General features: G+C 27.1%; 2 protein-coding genes. Both read left to right on the top strand.

Features of this window, described 5'->3' with window-relative positions; genetic code table 11:
* Positions 1-174: 174 nt before the first annotated feature.
* Positions 175-1,317: a tetratricopeptide repeat protein gene (locus BN1173_RS00985; RefSeq protein WP_012537961.1), complete on the top strand. Its 1,143-nt coding sequence runs from the start codon at positions 175-177 to the stop codon at positions 1,315-1,317.
* Positions 1,314-2,061 (top strand): TatD family hydrolase (locus BN1173_RS00980; protein ID WP_040235989.1); only part of this gene is annotated, 748 nt, incomplete at its 3' end. The genes BN1173_RS00985 and BN1173_RS00980, both read left to right, overlap by 4 nt.

Raw genomic sequence — 2,061 nt, 5'->3', positions numbered from 1 at the left:
TGGTAGTTTTTTAATTTTTTATTTTCAGATATGTTTATTGAGATTGGATGTTAAAGATTTATTTTATTAAATGTCTTGGTATGTTTATATAGTAAATAAGTTATATGTTTTTTAAGTAGTAGTATATATGAAATATGTTATGTCTTTAATAAACCAGTTAAGAAGGGGTTATTTATGTTAGACAATAAACTTTTAGATGATTTTGAAGATATCTCGCAAAATTCTGATAAAGAGCTTCTTGATGTTACTGAAAAATCCAAAAGGGGTTATCAGTTAATAAAGGAAGAGAGACTTTTTGAAGCAGAATCATTGTTTAATGATATCTTACAAAAGGATGATGATAATAATTATGCTCTTGTTGGACTTGGAGACATTGAAAGAAAGAAGCGTAACTTTGATAAAGCTATAATTTATTATCAAAAATGCCTTGCCAAACATTCAAATAATAATTATGCTCTTTTTGGGTTGGGAGATTGTTATAGAAGTTTGGGAGATTATAAGAAGGCCACAGACGTATGGGAAGAATATTTAAAATATGATTCTGAAAATATTACGGTTCTTACAAGAGTTGCGTCTTCTTATAGAAAATTAAAAAATTTTCAAAAATCAAGACAATCATATTTAAGAGTCTTAGAGCTTGTACCTGATAATGATTATGCACTTGTGGGTATTGGACATTTGTATTATGACTTTAAAGAATATAAAGAAGCTTTGAAATATTGGCTTAAGATGTATGAAATAAATCAAGTTAAGATAGATGTTCGTGTATTAACTTCAATTGGAAATTGTTATAGAAAATTGAAAGAATTTGGTAAAGGCATTTATTTTTTTAAGAGAGCTTTGGAAATTTCTCCAAATAACTTTTATGCTATTTTTGGACTTGCTGATTGCTATAGAGGAAGCAAAGAGTATGCTGAGGCTTTAAAATATTGGCTTACAATCATAGATAGAGATCCAAAAAATAATTTAGTTTTAACAAGGGTGGGGGATACATATAGATATTTGAAAGATTATGAAAATGCACAAATTTATTATAAGAAAGCACTTGATGTTGATTTTGATATGTTTGCTATACTTGGTCTTGCATTACTTCAAAAAGAACAGGGGCAATATGAAGAAGCATTGATAGCTATTAAGAATTTAATAAAAACTAATCCTAAAAATTCAATATTGTATGTAAATGTTGCTGAATGTTATGAAGCTTTAGGTCAGATTGAAGATGCTATTGATATTTTATCGAGTTTCTTGCAACTTGGCATGAAGAATGTTACCATTATTGACTATATTACTAATCTTAAAAAAAAGATGGATGCATGAAAGTTGATTTTAATAGAGCTATTTTTTTAGAAAAATTAATAGATACTCATGTTCATTTTAATGAAATGAAGAAACATTCTGTAGACATTCATTATGTTATTAGTGAATGTTTTAAAAGTGGCTTTTCTTATTTTATTGATATTGGACTTCATCCTAGTGATTTTTATGAAAGGAAACAGCTTTTAGATACTTATTCTAATATTGCATTAACAGTTGGAATTCATCCTTTAAATAAAGCTTCAAATAGTGATTTTGAATTGATTGAAAAGATTTTAATGACAGAAAATGTTATTGCTATTGGTGAAGTTGGACTTGATTACCTTAAGGCAAATAATAAAAATGAACAAATTGAGGTTTTAGGGATTCAGTTAGATTTAGCTAGTAAATATCAAAAGCCTGTTATCTTGCATGTGAGAGAAGCTTATGATGATATTTATAATATTGTTAAAGCGTCTAATTTTATGCATAGAGGAATATTGCATTGTTATTCTGGTACTTATGATTATGCTAAAAAATTCATTGATCTTGGATTTAAGGTATCTTTTGCAGGTAATTTAACTTTCAAAAATTCAGATTTTTTAAGAATGGTTTTAAAGAAGTTAAATATTGAAGATATTTTAATTGAGACAGATAGTCCGTTTTTAGCACCAGTTCCTTTGAGAGGCAAGATTAATACTCCACTTTTTTTGGGATATACATGTATTGAGATTGCTAAAATTAAAAATTGTGATATACAAAAAATTG

It is taken from the genome of Borrelia crocidurae (genome assembly GCF_000825665.2).
Lineage (GTDB): Bacteria > Spirochaetota > Spirochaetia > Borreliales > Borreliaceae > Borrelia > Borrelia duttonii.
This window is presented reverse-complemented; position numbering and strand designations above follow the sequence as displayed.

Excerpts from the sequence above, each read along its gene's own strand:
- BN1173_RS00985 (WP_012537961.1), top strand. The coding sequence starts at position 175 with ATGTTAGACAATAAACTTTTAGATGATTTTGAAGATATCTCGCAAAAT.